General features: G+C 68.6%; 8 protein-coding genes, 3 pseudogenes and 1 riboswitch. Of the genes and pseudogenes, 1 reads left to right on the top strand and 10 read right to left on the bottom strand.

Going from position 1 to position 15,541, the window contains the following annotated elements; translation table 11 throughout:
• Window positions 1-46: 46 nt before the first annotated feature.
• The 7 genes and pseudogenes from thiC to H9L12_RS11235 all read right to left on the bottom strand — a co-directional run bounded on the left by thiC (window position 47) and on the right by H9L12_RS11235 (window position 8,040).
• Window positions 47-1,905: pseudogene (gene thiC / locus H9L12_RS11265) on the bottom strand (phosphomethylpyrimidine synthase ThiC).
• 31 nt (window positions 1,906-1,936) lie between these two features.
• A riboswitch (TPP riboswitch) is annotated at window positions 1,937-2,042 on the bottom strand.
• Window positions 2,043-2,073: 31 nt separating this feature from the next.
• Entirely contained in the window at window positions 2,074-3,528 is a 1,455-nt protein-coding gene (locus H9L12_RS11260; RefSeq protein ID WP_187541808.1) for a tetratricopeptide repeat-containing sulfotransferase family protein, read from the bottom strand.
• A gap of 17 nt (window positions 3,529-3,545) precedes the next feature.
• Window positions 3,546-4,400 carry a MipA/OmpV family protein gene (locus H9L12_RS11255; protein WP_187541807.1) on the bottom strand — a complete coding sequence of 285 codons (855 nt, stop codon included), beginning with the start codon at window positions 4,398-4,400 and terminating at the stop codon, window positions 3,546-3,548.
• A 46-nt stretch (window positions 4,401-4,446) separates the two neighbouring features.
• A complete protein-coding gene (locus H9L12_RS11250) occupies window positions 4,447-4,830 on the bottom strand; it encodes a hypothetical protein (protein ID WP_187541806.1) in 384 nt (127 codons plus the stop codon).
• 88 nt (window positions 4,831-4,918) lie between these two features.
• Window positions 4,919-5,260 carry a ferredoxin FdxA gene (gene fdxA / locus H9L12_RS11245; RefSeq protein WP_187541805.1) on the bottom strand — a complete coding sequence of 114 codons (342 nt, stop codon included), beginning with the start codon at window positions 5,258-5,260 and terminating at the stop codon, window positions 4,919-4,921.
• A gap of 53 nt (window positions 5,261-5,313) precedes the next feature.
• On the bottom strand, window positions 5,314-5,604 hold the full coding sequence (locus tag H9L12_RS11240) for an RNA-binding S4 domain-containing protein (RefSeq protein WP_187541804.1): 291 nt from the start codon (window positions 5,602-5,604) through the stop codon (window positions 5,314-5,316).
• Between the two features lie 3 nt (window positions 5,605-5,607).
• Entirely contained in the window at window positions 5,608-8,040 is a 2,433-nt protein-coding gene (locus H9L12_RS11235) for a helicase-related protein (RefSeq protein ID WP_187541803.1), read from the bottom strand.
• A 182-nt stretch (window positions 8,041-8,222) separates the two neighbouring features.
• Between H9L12_RS11235 and H9L12_RS11230 the strand changes: the two genes are divergently transcribed.
• Window positions 8,223-9,671, top strand: a complete 1,449-nt coding sequence (locus H9L12_RS11230) for a M23 family metallopeptidase (RefSeq protein WP_187541802.1) — start codon at window positions 8,223-8,225, stop codon at window positions 9,669-9,671.
• On the opposite strand, the pseudogene H9L12_RS11225 reads toward H9L12_RS11230, so the two are convergent.
• The 3 genes and pseudogenes from H9L12_RS11225 to H9L12_RS11215 all read right to left on the bottom strand — a co-directional run bounded on the left by H9L12_RS11225 (window position 9,661) and on the right by H9L12_RS11215 (window position 15,456).
• Window positions 9,661-11,054: pseudogene (locus tag H9L12_RS11225) on the bottom strand (efflux transporter outer membrane subunit). The gene H9L12_RS11230 and the pseudogene H9L12_RS11225 sit on opposite strands and share 11 nt — an antisense overlap.
• The gene (locus tag H9L12_RS11220) at window positions 11,051-14,245 is read right to left on the bottom strand and encodes an efflux RND transporter permease subunit (protein ID WP_187541801.1); all 3,195 of its coding nucleotides are present in this window, start codon (window positions 14,243-14,245) and stop codon (window positions 11,051-11,053) included. Before H9L12_RS11220 ends, H9L12_RS11225 begins: the two are co-directional and overlap by 4 nt.
• A gap of 3 nt (window positions 14,246-14,248) precedes the next feature.
• Window positions 14,249-15,456 (bottom strand): annotated as a pseudogene (locus H9L12_RS11215) (efflux RND transporter periplasmic adaptor subunit).
• Between the last annotated feature and the right edge of the window lie 85 nt (window positions 15,457-15,541).

The raw sequence follows: 15,541 nt of genomic DNA, 5'->3' as shown, positions 1-15,541 counted from the left end.
CGGCGGGCCCGCCTGGGCCGCCCGTCCCGGACAGGCCCCGGCGCGGCTAGTCGTGCTCGCGCCCGCCCGCGCCGATGTAGAGCTCGCGCCCGCCTTCGTTATAGGCGCGGCTCATTTCGGCCATGCCGGCATCGGCTTCAGCTGACGGGGTCGAGTTGATCAGGCCTTCTTGCTGAAGTCGGGCGAATTCGCGCACCTCAGCCGTGATCTTCATCGAACAAAACTTCGGCCCGCACATGCTGCAGAAATGGGCGGTCTTGGCGCCTTCGGCCGGGAGCGTCTGGTCGTGGTATTGCTCCGCCGTGTCGGGATCGAGCGACAGGTTGAACTGGTCGCGCCAGCGGAATTCGAAGCGGGCGCGGCTCAGCGCGTCGTCGCGCAGCTTGGCGGCGGGGTGGCCCTTGGCGAGGTCGGCGGCGTGGGCGGCGAGCTTGTAGGTGACGACGCCGACCTTCACATCGTCGCGATCGGGCAGGCCAAGGTGTTCCTTCGGCGTCACGTAGCAAAGCATCGCGGTGCCGTACCAACCGATCATCGCGGCGCCGATGCCGCTGGTGATATGGTCGTATCCGGGCGCGATGTCGGTGGTCAGCGGCCCCAGCGTGTAGAAGGGCGCCTCGCCGCACGCTTCCAGCTGCTTGTCCATATTCTCCTTGATCTTGTGCATCGGCACGTGTCCGGGGCCCTCGATCATCACCTGCACGTCCTGGTCCCAGGCGCGCTTGGTCAGCTCGCCCAGCGTGTAGAGCTCGGCGAACTGCGCCTCGTCGTTGGCATCGGCGATGCTGCCGGGGCGGAGGCCGTCGCCCAACGAATAGGCGATGTCATAGGCCTTCATGATCTCGGTGATCTCGTCGAAGCGTTCGTAGAGGAAGCTTTCGCGGTGGTGGGCAAGGCACCACTTGGCCATGATCGATCCGCCGCGGCTGACGATGCCGGTGACGCGCTTGGCGGTCAGCGGGACGTAGGGCAGGCGGACGCCGGCGTGGATGGTGAAATAGTCGACGCCCTGCTCCGCCTGTTCGATCAGCGTGTCGCGGAAAATCTCCCAGGTCAGGTCCTCGGCGATGCCGCCCACCTTCTCCAGCGCCTGGTAGATGGGGACGGTGCCGATCGGGACGGGCGAATTGCGGATGATCCATTCGCGCGTGTCGTGGATGTTGCGGCCGGTGCTGAGGTCCATGACCGTGTCGGCGCCCCAGCGGATCGCCCACACCATCTTGTCGACTTCGGACGCGACGTCGGACGCGACCGCGCTGTTGCCGATGTTGGCGTTGATCTTGACCAGGAAGTTGCGGCCGATCGCCATCGGCTCGGATTCCGGGTGGTTGATGTTGTTGGGGATGATGGCGCGGCCGCGCGCAACCTCGTCGCGGACGAATTCGGGGTGACATGGTCGGGGATGGCGGCGCCCCAGGATTCGCCGTCGCGGCGGTGGTCGCGCAGCGCCTCGCGGCCGATGTTCTCGCGGATGGCGACATATTCCATCTCGGGCGTGACGATGCCGCGGCGGGCGTAGTGCATCTGGCTGACGTTGGCGCCGGGGCGGGCGCGAAGCACCTTGCGGCGGACGTTGGGGAAGGGTTGCACGCCGCCGCTGCGGTCGGGGCCTAGCTGGCCGTTATCTTCGGGCTTCACCTCGCGCTGGGTGACTTCCTCGACATCGCCGCGGTCGCGGATCCAGTCGCGGCGAAGCTCGGGCAGGCCGGCCATGATGTCGATGCGTTGCGCCGGGTCGGTGTAGGGGCCGGAGGTGTCGTAGACGTTGAGCGGCGGTTCGCCGGACGAGGCCTCGAGGTCGATGGCGCGCATCGCGACCTTGAGCGGGCCGACGTGGATCTTGCGGCTGCCGCGGATCGGGCCGGTGGTGACCTTGAGTTCGGTGCGGGCGGGGATGTCGGCCATGCGTTCACTCTCCAGATATGGAGGGATGGCGGGATGGCCCGTCTTCCCTCCCTACGGCCGTATCAACGGCATCAGGTTCGACGGGTCGGAGGATGCGAGCCCTCCCTCTCAGCCAAGCGGCTCCCCGGGGATGAGGCTGCAATAGGCGCGATTGCGGCGCGTGGGAAGTCAGTGCGGCTGGGGTTTGTCCCAGGTGTCGAGCACGTCGCCGAGTGCTTCCTTGAGCGGGCCGAGATGGGCTTCGAACGGGCGCCAGGCGTCGATGCCGTCGCGGTTGATCGGGCGGCGGACCTGCTGCGCCGACGGGGTGGCGACGGTGCGAGTGTTGGCGTGAAAGCTGAGGCAGGCCGGGTCGAACGGCAGGCCGAGGAAGTCGAGCAAGCGGCGGATCTCGCGCTCCGGATCGTCGACCAGCTGCTCGTAGATCAGGCGGTGGGCGGCGCCCGGCTGGACGCGGGCGATATGGTCCATGAAGCGGACATAGTCGGCGTAGAAGCGGCCGATGGTGGCGAGGTCGTAGCTGAACGCCGCGCCGCCGGCGAAGCGCTGGCGGAAGTTGGAGAAGCCGCTGGCCATCGGGTGGCGGCGGACGTCGATGATGTGGGCGTTCGGCAGGATCAGGCGGATGAAGGCGGCGTGGAGCCAGTTGTCGGGCAGCTTGTCGATGAAGCGCGGCTTGCCCTCGCGGCGGTAGGCGGCGGCGCGAGTCAGGTAGGTGGCGCCAAGCGCGGCGAGGTCGGCGCGGTCGAGCGCGGCGAGCGGATCGGGGCCGAGGCTTCGCCACAGGCGGGGGAGGATGGGAAGCTCGGCGGTGCCCTCGATCGCCGGATGGCTGGAGAGGATCTGCTCGACCAGGGTCGACCCGGCGCGATGCATGCCGAGGATGAAGATCGGCGCAGGCGACGGATCGCCGCGGCCGCCGAGCCGGCCGAACGCGGCGGCATCGAAGTGGGAGATGAGCTGGTCGACGCGGGTGGTGACGCTGGCCGCGCCGGGCGGGAAGCTGGCGGCGATCAATCGGTTTCCGGCGGCATAGTCGGCGAAGGCGGCGTCGTGCTGTCCGGCGTCGGCCTGCGCCTTGCCCAGCGCGAAATGGAGCGCGGCGGCGTCGTGCGGGTCGAGCCCGGGACGGCGAAGCGCGCGGCGCATGGCGGCGAGGTCGGCGGGTGCGAAGTGGAAGGTCTTCAGGTTGGCGAGGCCCCACCAGGCGGGGCCGTCGCCGGGCTTGCCGGTGGCGCGGCGATAGGCGGCAATCGCCTCGTCCTGCCGGCCCAGCCCGCGCAGCAGCGCGCCGTAGCTGTGCCAGAAATCGGGGTCGCGCGGCCGCGTCGCGGCGAGTGACTGGTAGATCGGCAGGGCCTCGTCATGACGGCCGAGCTTGAGCAGCAGCCCGGAATGGAAGGCGCGGTTGTCGTGGCGCGCGACTGGCGCCATCGCCTCGACCTGCGCCAGCGCCTCGGCCAATTCGCCTTCCCGCGCCAACAGCTTGGCGAGCGCCAGGCGGTGAGGATCCGGGTCGGCGGCGGCGGCGACGCGCTGGCGAAGCAGCAGGATCGCCTCGCCGGTGCGGCCGGCTTTCAAGGCCGCGTCGACCGCGGCACGGCCGGCGTCACCCCCGATCATGCCCGCCCCGCGCCGGGTCAGAAGGTATAGGCGAGCCCGAGCGCGAGCAGGGACTGTTTGGGGCTGCCGCGAAGCGAGACAATGGGCGAATCCGCGAAGTCATTCTTGAGCCGGCCATAGCTGGCGAGAGCGAAGGCGGACAGGCCGTGCGTCAAGTCGCCGGTGATTGCCGTGTTGGCGAGGAGGCTGAGTTTCCAGTTCTTGAACCCACCATCCGCGTCGTAGACCGGAAGGCCGGACGCCAGCGCATCGGCCGGGGTGATCGAGAAATAATAGTCGGCGTAGTCGTCGGCGACGAAGTCGGCGCTTGCGCCCACCGACACGTAGAACTTGCGCGAGATCGGCGTTCCGAAATCGACCGAGGGCGTGATGACGGTCGACTGGTGCGCCTTGCCGATGTCCTTGACCACGTCGAGCCGGAAGCTGAGCGCGTCGTAGGGATTGGTGAGGCCGCGAAGCGATACGCCGGCGAAGCCTCCGACCTCGATCGCCTTCTTGCGGCGCGGCAGCAGGTCGACGACGTCATCCTTGATCTTGCTGCTGCGGTTCATTCGAAGGCCGACGATCGGGCCAAGGTCGAAATTGAAATTGCCCACGCTGCTTTGGACGACATCGACATACAGGTAAGTCGAGCGAGTCTGGATGTTGATGCCGTTGACCCGGGCACGGATCGCGCCCGCAGGGATGATTCGATAATCGTCCGACCCTTCATAGTCGGCCACCCGCCCGACGCCCAGGCCGATCATGAAACTGTCGCTTTGATCAGTCGGGTCAGGGAGGGGCGCGGTGCCCGTGCCAGCCGTGTCCTGCGCCATGGCCGGCGAGGCGAAGGCGGCCAGCGCGGCCGCGGCGATGATCCACCGCTTTATCAATGAACTTCCCCTGTTGGTCGGCCGACAATCGGCGCGAATTGCGCGGTCAGCGCGCCCAGTCGCGGGAAGTTCCATTGGCGGCGACCGTGCGTAGCTTTCCGGCACTGCCGTCAGCCGGCACGAACAGGTAGGACGTGCCCACGCCGTCGACAAAGGTGCCCAGTCCGACGAGGGTAAGCGGAGCGCCGGCCGGGACGCCGTTGCGGTCCGCGAAGAGGGCGTCGCCGGCGCGGCGAATGATCAGCGTATCCGCGCCGGAGCGATAGGTTCCGGCATAGGCGGCGAGGGCCGCGGCAGGCAGGCGCGACAGGGCGACATTGGTGCTTTGCGGGATGACTTCCGCCGGTGCCGGGGCCGGCGCGGGATGCGGCGGCATGCAGGCCGACAGCGCGGCGGCGGCAATCGATGGGGTGAATCGAGCGATACGCACAGGCTCTTCCCTCCAGCGGCAGCGATGAATCGCCTGATCTACGCCCGGCGAGGCCGAACGGTTGCCGATGGCGCGCACGCCTCGCGGATCAGTCGCCCTTGCCGGGTTCGGGCGAGAAATATTTGTCGTACTTGCCCTCTTCGCCCTTGTGCTCGTCCGCATCGGCGGGGGTCTGGTCGTTCTTACGGGTGACGTTGGGCCACTGCGCCGAGAAGTTGGCGTTCAGTTCCAGCCATTTCTCCTGGCCGGATTCGGTGTCGGGCAGGATTGCCTCGGCCGGGCATTCCGGTTCGCACACGCCGCAGTCGATGCATTCGTTCGGGTTGATGACGAGCATGTTCTCGCCCTCGTAGAAGCAATCGACCGGACAGACTTCGACGCAGTCCATATATTTGCAGCGGATGCAGGCGTCGGTGACGACATATGTCATGGTCGGTGATGCTCCCTTGTTCGGGATTCGCTAGGTCCGCGCACCGGCCGCTGTCAATCGCCGGACGCTTCCTGCGAGACGTTCGCATTTGCCGGCTCGGCGAGTTCCTCATAGGCGGCGCGCGCCTCCGGCGCCGGACAACGGCGCTGGGGAAGCGCCAGGACGCGAAGGACGCGCACCTGACCGCGCAGGGGCAAGGCGATCACGCTGCCGACCCGCACCTCGTCGGCGGATTTCTCGATGCGGCGGCCGTCGATCCTGACACGCCCCTCGGCCACCAGCGCCTGCGCGAGGGTACGGCTTTTCACGAGCCGGATGCAGTGGAGGTAGCGGTCGACGCGCAACGATCAGCGCTTGAGACCGGCGAGCGCAGCGAAGGCGTTGCCGGGGCGCGGAGCCGTTTCCGACCGGCGGGCCTTGCGCTGGGTCCCACGCCATTTCCAGGCATCGCCCTGACCGGGAACGAAGCCGATCTCCGCCATCAGCCGCATCAGCGCCTCGTTTCCGAGACCAAGGCTGGTGACCAGGGGGCGATCGACCGGATCGTCGCCGCTTGCCGCCTTGACCTGGTGGGCGTGAGTGGCGAGCCGGTCGGCAAGGTCGATGCGCAGCCATTCGCTGCCGAGCCGGCGGAACGCCAGCCCGGCGCCGCGCGGGTCGGCGGCGGCGTCGAGGCGCGCCGCGGAGGGTTCCGGCAGCTTCGGCATCGCTTGCCCGGCGCGGATGGCGAGCAGGGCGGCGCGCCAGTGCTGGGCGGAGGGACGGAGCAGGCCCGGCGCGAACACGTCGAGCGCGCCGAGCCGGATGCCAAGGCGATGAAGCGCGTGGCGATCGGATTTGTCGAGCTGGGCAAGTTGCGCGGCGACCGTGCGGCGCGGCAAATGTCCGCCGGCATCGACCAGCATGGCGGCGAGCGCGCGGACGCCGGGGGTGGCGGCCTTGTCGGTGGCGGCGGCGGCCAGCCTGCGCAAGGTCGGCACGTGGCGGGTAACGCTGGATTCGACCCAGCGTTCGAGCCGTTCGCGAAGCTTGCCGCGCCGGTCGGCGGACAGCCGGTCGAGCGCGCGCGCGGTGCGGACCGCCGGCTCCAGCAATGTCCGGCCAGGGGCGAGCCGGGCAAGGACATGGCCGTCCCAGCCGATCGCCAGTCCGACGCCCTCCTCCTCGATCAGGGTGAAGTCATGGTCGGGCGCGTCGGTAAGCGCGCTGGCGCGACGGTCGAGTTCCTCCCCAAGCCGGCGTTCGGCGGCGGCGAGCAGCAGCCGCTTGTCGGCGTGGCGGGCGGTCGGGTCGACCTTGAAGTCGAAGCCGATCAGATGGCCGATCGGTTCGGGCCCGACGCTGACCTCGCCGTCGTCGGCAACCGTGATCGGCAGTGCGTCGGCACCGCGCGCGCCGATGTCGCGGACCAGCACCGCGGTGCGCCGGTCGACGAAGCGCTGGGTCAGCCGTTCGTGAAGCGCGTCACTGAGCCTGCCCTCGACCTGGCGGGTTCGCTCCGCCCATTTGGCGGGGTCGGCCAGCCAGTCGGCGCGCTGGGCGATGTACGCCCAACTGCGGATGCCGGCGAGGCGGTCAGCCAGCGCCTCGATATCTCCATTGACGTTGTCGAGCCGCGCCACCTCGGCGGCGAACCATTCGTGCGGGATGTGGCCGCCCTCGCCGATGTAGCTAAACAGGCGGCGGACCATGCGCGCGTGGTGCATCGGCCCGACCTTGCGGAAATCGGGCAGGCCGCACACCGCCCACAGCCGGCGAGCGCGCTTTTCGGTCGTGGCGGCGATGGCCGGATCCTCGGCGATCAGCTTCAGGACGGCGAGGTCGATCGACACCGGCGCCGAGCGCAGCAGCGGGTCGTCGCTGCGCTGCTCGAGGCTGCGGATCAGGTCGGCGACCGTGGTGAAATCGAGGTCGGCGCTGCGCCAGTAGAGGAAGTCGAGGGGGCGGAAGCGATGCTCCTCGATTGCGGCGAACTCCTCGTCGGTGAAGGCGGGGCCGGACTCGCCGCCCAACGCCAGCGTTCCGAAACTGCCGTCACGCTGGTGGCGCCCGGCGCGGCCGGCGATCTGGGCCATTTCGGGGATGGTCAGCCGGCGGTCGCGGTGGCCGTCGAACTTTTCCAGGCCGGCGAAGGCGACATGGGACACGTCCATGTTGAGTCCCATGCCGATGGCGTCGGTGGCGATCAGGTAATCGACCTCCCCGCGCTGGAACATCGCCACCTGGGCGTTGCGGGTGGCGGGCGACAGCGCGCCCATGACCACCGCCGCGCCGCCCTTGAAGCGGCGCAGCATTTCGGCGAGCGCATAGACCTGCTCGGCACTGAACGCGACGACCGCGCTTCGCGGTGGCAGGCGGGAGAGCTTGCATGAGCCGGCATAGCGCAGGGTCGAAAAGCGCGGGCGGCTGACGATTTCCGCTTTGGGAAGCAGTTTGCGGACCAGGGGCTTGAGCGTATCCGATCCGAGGATCAGCGTTTCCTCGCGGCCGCGCGCGCGGAGCAGCCGGTCGGTGAAGACATGGCCGCGCTCCGGATCGATGCCGAGCTGCGCCTCGTCGATCGCGGCGAAGGCGAAGTCGCGGCCGTCCTCGCCCTCGTTGGCGATCGGCATCGATTCGGCGGTGGTCAGGAAATACTGCGCGCCCTTGGGGACGATGCGTTCCTCGCCGGTGACTAGCGCGACCTGGCTTTCGCCCTTGATGGCGACGACACGGTCGTAAACCTCGCGGGCGAGGAGACGCAGCGGGAAGCCGATGACGCCCGAGGAATGGGCGCACATCCGCTCGATCGCCAAGTGGGTCTTGCCGGTGTTGGTGGGCCGAGGATCGCCCGGACAAGGCCGTCGTCGCGGCGGGACATGACCTCAATGTGGCACGCCGCGCGGGAAGCGCAAGCGGCGCAACCGTTCAAACCTTCTTAACCATGTTGGCCGATGGAAGATGACAGAACAGGGAGCGGGCTTTGTATCAGTGGCGCGATTTGCAGGTGGCGGGCGGCAACGCGGCGGCGATGCCGCGCGGGTTCGGCCGGGCGCCGGTATCGTTCGCGCCCGAAAAGCCGCCGTTCCGGCTGGCCGTGGACCTCGCCCATTGCATCGACGGCAAGGAGTGGTGGCGCGGGGTGGCGACCCTGGCCGGGCTGGTGGCGTTGCTGGCGGTGATCACCCCCGCGCCGGGTCCGCTACCCGGCGGCAATGCGCTTCGGATCGATCAGGAGCATGCCGAGCAATTGCGGGCGCTGGGCGTGGCGCCGGCGCGGCTGGGCGGGCGCAGCGGCGGGCAGATGGCGGCGAGCAATCTGGTCGATCCCCTGCTGGCGGCGCCGGAGCGCGCCAATATCGACATGAGCGTCCGTTTCGGGCCGGGTGACCGGGTCGGCGCGCTGCTGGGACGGATTGGGGCGATGCCGGCCGACGCCGCGCGGGTCGCGAGCATCATCGCCGCCCATGCGCCGCACGGCATTGCGCCCGGAACCGAGATCGCCATCCGGCTGGGCCACAAGACCGCCGCCGGACAGCGGCCGGTCGAACGCATCTCGCTTCGCGCCGGGATGGCGCTGGAGCTGACCATCACCCGCGATGCCAGCGGCGTGATGCTGACCGAGACACGGCCGATCGCGGTCGACCAGACGCCGCGGCGCGTGCGCGGACGGGTCGGCGACGGGCTCTACTGGTCGCTGCGCGCGGCGGGGGTCGAGCCGGGGACGGCGAGCGATTATCTGAAGGCACTGGCAAGCCAGCTCGACGTCGGGTCGGACCTTGCGCCGGACGATCGCTTCGACCTGATCGTCGCCAACAATCGTGCCGCGACCGGGGAGAATCAGGCCGGGCCGCTGCTCTATGCGGGCATCAATCGCACTACCGGCCGGTCGATCCAGCTGCTCAAGTGGACCGTCAATGGCCAGACCGGCTGGTACGAGGCGAACAGTCTTCAGGCGATCGGGTCATCGAGCTTCGTGTGGCCGGTCAATGCCCGGATCACGTCCGAATTCGGCATGCGGTATCACCCGATCCTTCGTTATTCGCGGATGCATCGGGGCATGGATTTCGGCGCGCACTGGGGAACGCCGATCGTCGCGTCGGCCGACGGGCAGGTGATCCGCGCCGGCTGGGCGGGCGGCTATGGGCAACAGGTGCGCCTGGCGCACGCCGGTGGCATCTCCACCAGCTACAGCCACATGAGCCGGATGGTGGTCGAATCGGGCAGCATGGTCCGCCAGGGGCAATTGCTGGGCTATGTAGGGACGACTGGCCTGTCGACCGGGCCGCATCTTCACTACGAAACCTATCGCGATGGCTTGCCGGTCAATCCGCGCAGCGTCCGCTTCGCCGCGGCGCCGGTCGCCGATGCCGGCGCGCTGACGGCGTTCCGCGCGCGTCTGCGATCGCTGCTGACCAAGGCTAGGGGCTGACGATCGGTCCTTGCAGGCTACGGTCGGCGCCGAGCGTCCGGTACAATTCAACGGCGTTGCTGACCGCGGCGAGTTGCGCCGCCACCGACGAACGCTGCGCCGAGTAATAGCTGCGCTGGGCGTCGAGGGAAGTGAGGTAGGGGTCGATCCCGCCGCGATAGCGCGCGTCGACCAGGCGCAAGGTCTGGGCGGTGGCATCCACGTTCGCAGTGGAAGAGCGCACGCGCTCCGCCATCGTGCCGCGATCGGCGAGGGCATCGGCGACCTCGCGAAAGGCGGTCTGGATGGTCTTTTCGTAGGTTGCGAGAGCGGCGGCCTTTTGCGCCTCGGTCTGGGCGACCCGGGCGCGGCCGGCACCGGCGCGGAAAATCGGGTAGGTCAGGCCCGCGCCCGCCGACCAGGCGAAATTGCCGCTGTCGAACAGCCCGGTGAGGGCGGAGCTGGCGACACCGAGCAGGCCGGTCAGCGAAATGGTCGGGAACAGCGCTGCCCGCGCCGCACCGATCTCGGCATTGGCGGCGCGAAGCTGATATTCGGCCTGGACCACATCGGGGCGGCGCAGAAGCACGCGGCTGTCGAGGCCGGGCGGGAGCGCGACGAAGGTCGACAGCGCCTGGTTGATCGAGGTCGGCAGCAGCGCCGGGTCGACCGGCCCCCGACCAGCAGGCGCAGCGCGTTGACATCCTGCGCCAGCGCCGTCTTCTGCGACGCGAGGTCGAAGCGCGCGGTTTCCAGTACCTGCTGCGCCTGCAGCAGGTCGGTGCGCGGGGCGATGCCGCCCTCCAGCCGGGCGCGGGTCAGGGTGACGCTTTTCTCGGCGCTGGCGGCGGTGCGCTCGGCGATGCCCATCAGGCTGGCGTCGGCGGCATGGTTGGCCCACGCCTGGGCGATGTCGGCGACGAGCGCGAGGCGCACCGCCCGCGCCCCCGCCTCGGTAGCGATCAGCCGCTGCTGGTCGGCGCGGGTCAGCGAGGCGAGGCGGCCGAACAGGTCGAGCTCGAACGACGGAACGGCGAGGTTGGCGGCATAGCTGTCGCTGCGCCCGGCGTCATTGCCGCTGACCGACGCATCGGCATTGGCGTTGACCTGCGGCAGCTGGTTGGCGCGCGTGATGCGGACCTGGGCGCGGGCGGCGGCAATGTTGGCGGCGGCCACGCGAAGATCGCGGTTGTTGGCCAGCGCCTGCGCGATAAGGGTCTGAAGCCGCGTATCCTGGAACAGGTCGGCGTAGGTCACCGACGGCAGCGTCGATTCGGTCTGGCGAAGATAGGCGTCGCCCGCCGGCCACGACGCCGGCACCGGCGACGGGATGGTCTGGAGCGGCGGATCCATCGAGCAAGCGGTCAGCGACGCCGCGGCGAGCAGGGCGATGGCGCGCCTCATGCCTGCGCCTCCCGCGGGCGGCGGAAGCGTTCGCGGACCATCTTCAGCCCATCGCGCACCCCGCGCCGGACGAGGACAAAGAACAGCGGGATGTAGAAGATGGCGAGGACGGTCGCGGTCAGCATCCCGCCGATGACGGCAGTGCCGATGGCGATGCGGCTGTTGGCGCCGGCGCCGCTGGCGATGGCCAGCGGCAGGACGCCAAAGATGAAGGCGACGCTGGTCATCAGGATCGGGCGGAGCCGGATGCGGGCCGCTTCCAGCGCGGCGTCGATGACCCGCGCGCCCTTCCGCTCGGCCTGTTCCGCGAACTCGATCATCAAAATCGCGTTCTTGGACGCAAGGCCCATCGTCGTCAGCAATCCGATCTGCAGGTAGACGTCATTCTCCAGCCCGCGAAGCGTTACGGCAAACACTGCCCCGACAAGGCCGAGCGGGACGATCAGCAGCACCGCCACCGGCACCGACCAGCTTTCGTACAGGGCAGCGAGGCAGAGGAACACGACGAGCAGCGAAATCCCGTACAGAAGGGGTGCCTGCCCCGACGACAGCCGCTCCTGGAACGACTGGCCGGCCCAGGCGGTGGTGGTGCCCGGTATCTGCGCCGCGAGCCGCTCCATCTCGTCCATTGCTTCGCCGGAACTGACGCCGGGCGCGGGCTGACCCTGGATCTCGAACGCGGGCAGGCCCATGAATCGCGACAGGCTGCTCGGCGTGGTTTCCCAGCTCTGGCGGGAGAAGCTGTCGAACGGCGCCATCTCACCGCTGGAATTGCGCACATACCACTGACCGAGGCTTTCGGGGTTCGCGCGATATTCGGTGTCGCCCTGGACATAGACCCGCTTGACCCGGCCGGCGTCGATGAAGTCGTTGACGTAGCGGCCGCCCCATGCCGTCGACAGCGTGTTGTTGACGTCGGACTGGCTGAGGCCGAGCGCGGTCAGCTTCTGCTGGTCGACGTCGATCTTCAGGGTCGGCTGGTCGGGCAGGTCGCTCAAGCGGACGCCGGTGAGCTTGGGGTTGGCCGAGGCAAGCTCGATCAGCTTCTCGCGCGCGGCGACGAACTGGTCGCGGGTCATGCCGCTGCTGTTCTGGAGCTCCATGGTGAAGCCGCTCGACTGGCCGAGGCCGCGAATGGCACCGGGGACGAGGGCAAACACCTGCGCGTCGCGAAGGCCGCGGAAGGCGCCCGACGCGCGCTCGACGATGGCGTCGGCGCTGTCTTCCTTGGCGGTGCGCTCGTCCCAAGGGGCGAGGTTGATGAAGCCCTGCCCGGTGTTCTGGCCCGACGCACCGCCGCCACCGCCGCCGGCGACGGTGAATAGGGTCGCGATGTTCTTGGCCTCATGCTCCGCGAAATAGCGCTCGACCTGGTCGCGGACTTCCAGCGTGCGCGCCTGAGTCGCGCCGGCGGGAAGGCGGATCTGGATGCTGGCCGCTCCCTGGTCCTCGGTCGGCAGGAACCCGGTGGGGAGGCGCAGGAACAGGGCGGCCAGGACGACGCACATCACCGCGTAGATGCCCAGCGCCAGCCACTTGCGCTCGATCACCGCGACGATCGAGGCGCGATACCGGGTCGTCATCCGCTCGAAGCCGTCGTTGAACCAGGTCTGGCCGCGATTCAGCGCCCGGCCGACAGCGGGGAAGCGGCGATCGATCCAGCTTTCGCGCACCTCGCCCTCGCGGGGCGGGGGCCTGAGCAGGGTGGCGGTCAACGCGGGGGAGAAGATCAGCGCGACGAACACCGACAGCACCATCGCGGCGATGATGGTCAGCGAAAACTGCTTGTAGATGACGCCGGTCGACCCGCCGAAGAAAGCCATCGGCAGGAACACCGCCGACAGAACCATGGCGATGGCGACCAGTGCGACCTGGATTTCCTGCATCGACTGGATGGTCGCCTCGCGCGCGCTCATCCCCGGATTTTCTTCCATCAATCGCTCGACATTCTCGACCACGACGATGGCGTCGTCGACCAGCAGGCCGACCGCCAGCGTCAGTCCGAACAGGGTCATGGTGTTGAGGGTGAAGCCGGCGAGATAGAAGACGGCGAAGGTGCCGAGCAGCACGACCGGAATCGCGATCGCCGGGACCAGCAGCGCCCGCCAGTTCTGCAGGAAAACGAAGATGACGATGATGACGAGGATGATCGCCTCGATCAGCGTCTTCTGCACTTCCTCCACCGACAGCTTGATGAAGTTGGTGGTGTCGTTGGCGTAGGCGAACTTGATGCCGTCGGGGAACGAGCGCGACAGTTCCTCGACCTTGTCCTTGACCAGTTCAGCGGTGCGCAGCGCGTCGGCGCCGGGAGCGAGCGAGATGGCCATGCCAGCGCCGGGGTGGCGATTGACGCGGACGACCGAACTGTAATTGTCGGCGCCAAGCTCGACCCGGGCGACGTCGCCGATGGTGACGACCGCGCCTGACGGATCGGTTTTCAGGACCACCGCCTTGAACTGGTCGGCGGTCTGCAGCTTCGACTGGGCGGTGACGGTGGCGTTGAGCATCTGCCCCTGCGGCTGGGGCAGGCCGCCGACCTCCCCCGCCGCGACTTCGGTATTCTGGGCCTGGACAGCGGCGATCACGTCGCTCGGCATCAGCGAGAAGGCGGCAAGGCGCTGCGGATTGAGCCAGATGCGCATCGCGTGAGGCGCGCCGAAAACGTTGACGTCGCCGACCCCTTCGACGCGGGACAGCGGATCCTGCAGGTTGGACGACAGATAGTCCGATACGTCCATGTTGGTGCGCCGGTCGGTCTCGTCATAGACGGCGACGATCAGCAGGAAATCCGGGTTGGACTTGGTGACCCGGATACCCTGTTGCTGCACTTGTGTCGGCAGGCGCGAGACGGCCTGCTGGACCTGGTTCTGGACCTGCACCTGGGCCGTGTCGGGATCGGTGCCCTTGGCGAACACGGCGGAAATCGACACCGATCCGCGGGAGCTGCTGGTCGAGGAGAAGTAGAGCAGATTGTCGATGCCGACCAGTTGCTGCTCGAGGATCTGGGTGACGCTGTTTTCGATCGTTTCCGCCGACGCGCCGGGATAGCTGGCGCGGATGTTGACCTGTGGCGGGGCGACGTCGGGATATTGCTCGACCGGCAGCGCCCGAAGCGCGCCGATGCCTGCCAGCATGACGACGATGGCGATGACCCAGGCCAGAATCGGCCGGTCGATGAACAGTCGCGACACGCCCTAGCCCGCGCGGCGACCGCCGGCATTACCGCCGCCGCTCTCCCCTGCCGGACGCGGCGCCACCCGCTGCGGCGTATTGGCCGGGACCGGCTTGATCGGCGCGTTGGCGCGAAGATTGCTGGTCCCTTGCACGATGACCTTGTCGCCGCCGCTCAGCCCGCCGCGCACAACCCAGAAATCCTGGTAGGCGCGGGTGGCGTCGACGTCCTTGCGGACCGCCTTGTTGCCGGGTCCGACGACGAACACATAGGCCGCGCCGCCGATGTCCCGCTTCAACGCCTGCTGGGGCACCAGGAAGATATTGTTGTCGACCGCCTGGGTGAAGGTCGCCTTGACGAACATGCCGGGCAGCAGCAGCCCTTGCGGGTTGGGGAATCGGGCGCGAAGCGTCACGGTCCCGGTACCCGGATTGACGATCGCCTCGCTGAACTGGACCGTGCCGGTGTAAGCATAGTCGGTGCCGTCCTCCATCTTCAGCCGGACCTGCGTGCTGCCGGGCGAAGACGTGCCAACGGATAGCGCCTGGCGCAGCGCGGTCAGGTCCGCGCTGGATTGCTGCAGGTCGACGTAGATCGGGTCGGTGCGGGTGATGACCGCCAGCGGGTCCGTCTGGTTGGCAGTGACCAGCGCGCCGACGGTGAACAGCGACCGTCCGATCCGGCCGCTGATCGGCGAGGGGATGGTCGTGTAGCGCAGGTTGATCTGCGCGGTGCGGAGCGCGGCGGCGTTCTGCGCGACGCTGGCCTGCGCCTGGCGCGACTGGGCGGCGGCGTCAGTATAGTCCTGCTTGGAGATCGCCTCCATTTCCGCCAGCGGGCGATAGCGGTCGGCGCGGACGCGGGCCGCATCGGCGGCGGCGCGGGCGCTGGCGAGGTTCGCCGAGGCTTGGGCGGCGGCGGCCTGGTAAAGGCTGGGGTCGATCTGGAATAGCGGCTGGCCCTGGCGGATGTAGCCACCCTCGGTGAAGAAACGCCGGCGGATGAGGCCGTTGACCTGAGGACGCACCTCGGAGCTTTCGAAGGCAACGGCCCGGCCGCCAAGCTCGATCGGTCGCGGGCGGAAGTCGGCTGGAGCACGACGAACCCGACCTGGGTCGGGCCGCGCTGTCCGCCCGGGCCGCCGGGGCTTTGGGCATCCCCTTGGGAACAGCCGGCCGCGAGGGGTGCGAGGACGAGCAGCGCCGCCCAGCGGAAACGAATAGAGGGCATGGCCCTATTCAGCAGCAATGAGAATGAATCTCAATTGCGGATCGCAACTGTTCGTCGACAATATCAGCCCCTTGGTTGGTCGGCG

The sequence above is a fragment of the Sphingomonas rhizophila genome (assembly GCF_014396585.1).
In the GTDB taxonomy this organism is placed as follows: Bacteria; Pseudomonadota; Alphaproteobacteria; order Sphingomonadales; family Sphingomonadaceae; genus Sphingomicrobium; species Sphingomicrobium rhizophilum.
The sequence above is the reverse complement of the archived record's forward strand: the minus strand, read 5'-3'. Positions and strand labels throughout refer to the sequence as shown.

Bases quoted from the DNA above. Each gene is read 5' to 3' on its own strand.
- H9L12_RS11260 (WP_187541808.1), bottom strand. From the start codon at position 3,528: ATGATCGGGGGTGACGCCGGCCGTGCCGCGGTCGACGCGGCCTTGAAA.
- fdxA (WP_187541805.1), bottom strand. From the start codon at position 5,260: ATGACATATGTCGTCACCGACGCCTGCATCCGCTGCAAATATATGGAC.
- H9L12_RS11235 (WP_187541803.1), bottom strand. From the start codon at position 8,040: ATGTGCGCCCATTCCTCGGGCGTCATCGGCTTCCCGCTGCGTCTCCTC.